The organism is Nostoc favosum CHAB5714 (genome assembly GCF_020829495.1).
Lineage (GTDB): Bacteria > Cyanobacteriota > Cyanobacteriia > Cyanobacteriales > Nostocaceae > Nostoc > Nostoc favosum.
Genome location: NZ_JAIVFQ010000192.1, coordinates 1 through 5242 on the forward strand (window position 1 = coordinate 1; position 5242 = coordinate 5242).

The window sequence follows — 5242 nt, forward strand, 5'->3', positions numbered from 1 at the left end:
AAAAACGAACTCACCGCAGCAGCTAATGAATGGGGTGGGATGAAAAGCGAAGCTAAAACTGCTATTCAGACTGGCAGTATGGATATGCCAGACCCAGTAAATTCAGCAGAAAAGCTCAAAGAGCAACTCAAGGAAAAGGGTAACTGGAATGAAAGTAACACAGTTGAAGGTGCTGTAGGTGCAGCTAACGAACTGGAGAGAGAAACCACCCGCGCCACGATCGCCAGCGTCTTAGGGGAAATCGGTCAGGAACGTACCAAAAATGAAATAGAAGCAACTGAACAAACTGTAGCTGAGGCCAAAGAACTTGCGGAATCTGCACAATCAATGGATGCTTCACAAAACATCCTCAAGGTAATTGCTGCCCAAAACTCGCAAATTGTCTCGATGTTGGGGCAATCCCGCACCGACGGACTGCAAGCACGGCACGATGTCCAGCAAACTAACCTGATGCTAAGTCAACTTGCCGAACAGGGGGCAAGCGATCGCCGCCGTCAAAACCTGATGATGGACGGTATCAGCGCCCAGTACATCGAAATCAGCGGGTTTAGCAGTCTCAAAACTACTGCTGGGCAATAATTCACCCTAATTAGTTGGTCATCTCAATTGCAGAGATGACCAAACCTTCACGCCTGTTAACCAAGTGCTATGTTAGAACACCTCATAATTGCAACCGACCCATTTTTTGGACAAGACATTTTAGAAAATGCCGCCGCTGGAGCGCAACTAGTAGCTGAAGGTTTTAATGAACTTTGGCAAGAAACCCTCAACGGTAGCTTGTATGGCTCGATGTGCAAAGTTGGTCAGTTTTTTGCGATCGCCACACTCACTCTTTTTATGGTTGAGTTAGGCAAAAACTGGATAAATCAAGAAGATATGAAAGCCCTCTCCAGTTGGATATGGCCCATCCTGGTTATCGGGCTACTAGCTAACAATGGCACTTTACTCAGAAGTGGAACACTCGCAATACGAGGATACATTAATACTGTCAATAGTGACATTCTTGAATTTACCGCTGCTGGAGCCAACCTAGAAGTAGCATTCAACCGCGCAGTCGGCAATATTGCCCTCCAGCAGCAAGTAGGGGCGGCAATGGAAAGATGCCGCTCAATCCCTGGTAACACGCAAGATTCAATCACTTGCTTACAACAAGCAGAAGCAGAACTCAAAACCTCTGCGCCCGATCTATTCAAAGGAGAAGCCCCCGATAGCGGTAGTTGGGAATTTAACCCACTTCAGGCTTTATCTGATGCCAAAGATGCGCTCAACGACCTCTCCCCCGGTCAAATTGCCGAAAAGATTGGTAATTCTATCACCAGTACAATCGGCTCGATGATTACCGGATTTGTCGCAGTCATCCTCCTCGCCCTAAATAACGCCTACCAGTGGGGTATCGAATTCACGATGCTTTTAACTGCCCTACTTGGGCCATTGGCAATAGGCGGTTCACTACTCCCCTTTGGCGCGAAACCTATTTTCGCTTGGCTAACTGGTTATTTCACCGTTGGAATGGCAAAACTTTGCTTCAACATGATTATTGGTTTGTGCGGACAACTTATTGCTAATTCCGAACAAAACCAACCGATGATATTTCTCCTTTTTGTTGGGTTGGTTTCTCCTATCCTTTCATCTGCATTAGCCGCAGGTGGTGGAATAGCTGTTTGGACAGGATTAGGTAAAACAGTAGCATTTGGATCTGAAATTGCAGCAGGAATCGTTACTGGTGGAGCAAGTACAACTGCTACGGTTGCTGTCAATGCCACCAAATTTGTTAGTTCCAAAATTAAAGTTAAAAAGTAATTAGTCAGAATTCAGGAGTCAGCCAAGACATTTCAATATTTGATAGTTTGGCAAAAAGCACATCATTTTGTTTTATTAGTATATCAATTTACTAGTAAGTTCCCTAAATCGGAAATATATGCTTAAACCTAAGTCTAAATCTCAACCAGCCCGCCTTCTCAGTTATGGTCAATCTACCTCTACACCTATTGCAATGGCAATCACCATAACAGCAGCAGGAACTATCTTATCTATCCTATTGCAAATTGTAAATATTGGTATGAGTTCTAGTACAAATCGTCATGTCAAAGGTATGACGGTTGTTCAACTCCAAGATGGCTCTATTTCACCTGGTAAATTTGCTGCTCCCAACGAACGCGAAGATGAAACTATCAAACGCTTTATCTCAGATAGCATGATTAAAATGTTCGGTTGGAACGGAATAATCGAAGCAACAGAGAATGGCGAAAACGTTACCAAACCTGATAAAGGAATAGATGTTCAAACAACAAAAAATAGCAGAAAAAGAATTCCGACTAGAGCTTGGGAAGCTGCATTTGCACTATCTGAAAATCAAGATTTTCGGGCAAACTTCCTCAAAAAGTTAGCAGAAATTGTCCCAAATGGTGTATTTAACGGTGAAGTTCAAGTCTCACTCGTCACCCGCCATATCTCTGAACCCAGAAAAATCAAGGATGGAAAGTGGGAGGTTGATTATATCGGTACGCTCGTAAGCTTTGATAGAAATGAAAACCAAGGTAAAGGAATCGCCTTTAACAAAACAATTACTGTCGAAGCTATCGATACTCCCAAATTACCAACCCAGCCAACTGAACTAGATAAAAGAATCTATTCAGTACGAGAACCAGGTTTAGAAATCACCCAAATAGTTGATTATAATCTCGGCAAAAATAAAAATAATTAGTAATCAAGTATAAAACTATGTTACAGCTACAAGATGAGGTTTCAAATAAGCATGAACTATCTTCTGTAGATAGTCTTTTACCAATTGAGAGTAAAGATATAAAGCCTGTAGAAAATGAACTGGAAGGTTCACAATATGAGGTAGCTGAAGAAGATGAACTGGAAGTAGAAGACTCCGCATTAATACAAACTAAACACGATTTTGTCACATCCCCCTGGTCAAGATTAGGAATTATTGGTGGTGCATTCGGTGCTGGGTTTTTAGTTATATTTGTTGTCCTCAACGGCATGATGAATGGGGGTGGTAAAAATGCAAAAAAACCAGAAGTAACCCCTACCCCCACTCCCACAGTTGCGGCATCTGAGAAAAAAGATGGGGATGTTTATGCCAAGCTTGCCCTTGCCAAGCAACAGGAAGAACTTGATGCACTAAACGGTAAAGGCAAGACGGAAGACAAAGAAGAGAAAAAGGAAGCTACTGAAGAAGAACAATCCAAAAACAAAGAGAAAACACGTTCTACTCGACAACGAAGGGTAGTCGCTCAAGAAACTCCCCCTACTTCCAAAAGACGTGTATACCGAGAAGCACCCGAAACTGTTAGACCAAGACGTAGAGAAGTCGCCTCACAGCCAATACCACCTCTGCGTCCTAGCGTTCCTCTGCCAAAATTTGCCAAACAAATAGTTGCCAGCAACCAGAGTGTCGCCAAAGACCCAATAGCCGAACTCGAACGCCTGCGTAGCCTGGGTTCGGTTGGTCGGGTTGATTATATGTTAGCCAGTACCACTGTAAGTGAACCTACAAGCACAACAGCACAAGAAGTTACAGCTAAAACTGAAGAAACATTACGCCCAGCAGAACAAAATACCAGTCGCTCCCGTCGCCGCCGTAACCGCCGCAGCGAGAATACCGAAACAGTTACCAACACTCCTAACCAAATTGAAGAACTGCGCCCGCGCTGGGAACCTGTAACTACAAACGACAGTACTCCAGAGTATAGCAATACTGGTGACGAAGAGAACAATCAAGCCGTACCAGTTATTTATAGCTTCTTGGTAGAAAAACCACAAACTAGCTCAGAACTTGGCAAAGAAAAAATCTTAGAATCCAGTTTTGCTGGTAATAAAGAAAACAACCCCACTCAGCAAGTCGAACGACTTGCAAATAACTACTTGCCAGAAGAAGCACAAATACTTCAAGAAACACAACCACAGTATCTAGTTGTCGGTTCGTTTGCAAGTGCAACCCTCGTAACTCCGCTCGTGATGCCCCAAATCAACAATAACGGTCGTTCCCAAGAGCAGACAAATACGTTACGGTTTGTCGCCCAGTTGAACGAGCCGCTTTACAGCAATACTGGCGAAATAGCCATTCCAGCAGGAACACAGGTAACTATCGCCATGATTTCGGTTGATAGCACATCAGGCGTGCGTGCCGAAGTCACGGCCATCCTCAAAGACGGAACTGAATACCCCATATCACCCGGAACGATATCAGTCCTGGGAGAGGCAGGTTCCCCCCTAGCCGCCAGACCCTACGACAACAAGGGATCTGAAATAGCCAAATACGATACCACTTTAGGAACAATAGCTGGTCTTGCCAAGGTAGGGGAAATTATCAACCAGCCAGATGAAGAAGTCACAGAAGATTTGCCTTTAGGTGGGACAAGAACCCGCAGCCGCAATAACAACCGCAACCTGGGAGCTGCTTTCCTTGAAGGTGCCTTTGGCAAACTTGGCGAAACAGTCAGCAAGCGGACAGAACGTGCTACTGACGAAATCAATCGCCGTCCCAATGTCTGGTATGTGCCTAAAGACACCAAAATCACAATCAAAGTCGATAGGTCAATCAAGCTGTGAAACTCAGATATATAGCCGACTTTAGTTTAATTATCCCTTGCACGATCGCCTTTAGCGGGTGCCTCACCATTGCCTCCGTGCTTGCACCAAACCAACTTGTACTAGCAAATACTATCCGTCAAGTTGCAGCGTCCCAGGTGTCAGGGGAAAATGCCCAATTGCAGACAGTTAAGGTCTGGCCCGGACATGGGGTATCAATATCGTTCTACAACACCAGAGAAGTCATCAAGAAAATCTGGCTGGATGACCCATCTAGGTTTGTTTTTGATGTAGACGGATGTCTTGAAGGCTTGGGTAAGTGTTCTGGAAACAGTACCGGCGCGGGACTAATTCACATTCGCCGCATCGAGACAGTAAAAATCCCCGGTTTACCACAAGCTTCTTACGGGGCGCACATGACAGTAATTACCGAATCTGGCTCAACAAGGAAAAGCTATCACTTTCGGATTGTAGCGGGCAGTGGCACACCAGAGTACAGCCAAATTGAAATTATTGGCAATACTCGCAGCAAACCTGAAGAAGTAAAACCAAAGGTCAGTTACACCGCATTATCTGATAGCAGACATATCGCCAAAGGGATGCAAGTTGCCTTAAAAAACCAGTGGGTTACGACAGACAGCAAGCTTTGGAAGCGTCTGAACCAACTTGTTGAGTTGCGATCGCAAGGAGAGGAACTTGT

General features: G+C 44.5%; 5 protein-coding genes and 1 pseudogene. All 6 read left to right on the forward strand.

What is annotated here, in order from left to right:
* A partial coding sequence (locus LC586_RS39415; protein WP_229491218.1) for a hypothetical protein occupies positions 1 to 579 on the forward strand: 579 nt, incomplete at its 5' end.
* 69 nt (positions 580 to 648) lie between these two features.
* Positions 649 to 1800 carry a hypothetical protein gene (locus LC586_RS39420; protein ID WP_229491219.1) on the forward strand — a complete coding sequence of 384 codons (1152 nt, stop codon included), beginning with the start codon at positions 649 to 651 and terminating at the stop codon, positions 1798 to 1800.
* Positions 1801 to 1809: 9 nt separating this feature from the next.
* A pseudogene (locus LC586_RS39425) lies at positions 1810 to 1920 on the forward strand (four helix bundle protein); the annotation flags it as partial.
* Entirely contained in the window at positions 1919 to 2704 is a 786-nt protein-coding gene (locus LC586_RS39430; RefSeq protein ID WP_229491220.1) for a hypothetical protein, read from the forward strand. The pseudogene LC586_RS39425 and the gene LC586_RS39430, both read left to right, overlap by 2 nt.
* 17 nt (positions 2705 to 2721) lie before the next feature.
* Complete coding sequence (locus LC586_RS39435; RefSeq protein ID WP_229491221.1) at positions 2722 to 4563, forward strand: TrbI/VirB10 family protein; 1842 nt, start codon at positions 2722 to 2724, stop codon at positions 4561 to 4563.
* A partial coding sequence (locus LC586_RS39440; RefSeq protein WP_229491222.1) for a hypothetical protein occupies positions 4560 to 5242 on the forward strand: 683 nt, incomplete at its 3' end. The genes LC586_RS39435 and LC586_RS39440, both read left to right, overlap by 4 nt.

Coding starts and splice junctions, on each gene's coding strand:
- LC586_RS39435 (WP_229491221.1), top strand. CDS start 2,722: ATGTTACAGCTACAAGATGAGGTTTCAAATAAGCATGAACTATCTTCT.
- LC586_RS39420 (WP_229491219.1), top strand. CDS start 649: ATGTTAGAACACCTCATAATTGCAACCGACCCATTTTTTGGACAAGAC.
- LC586_RS39430 (WP_229491220.1), top strand. CDS start 1,919: ATGCTTAAACCTAAGTCTAAATCTCAACCAGCCCGCCTTCTCAGTTAT.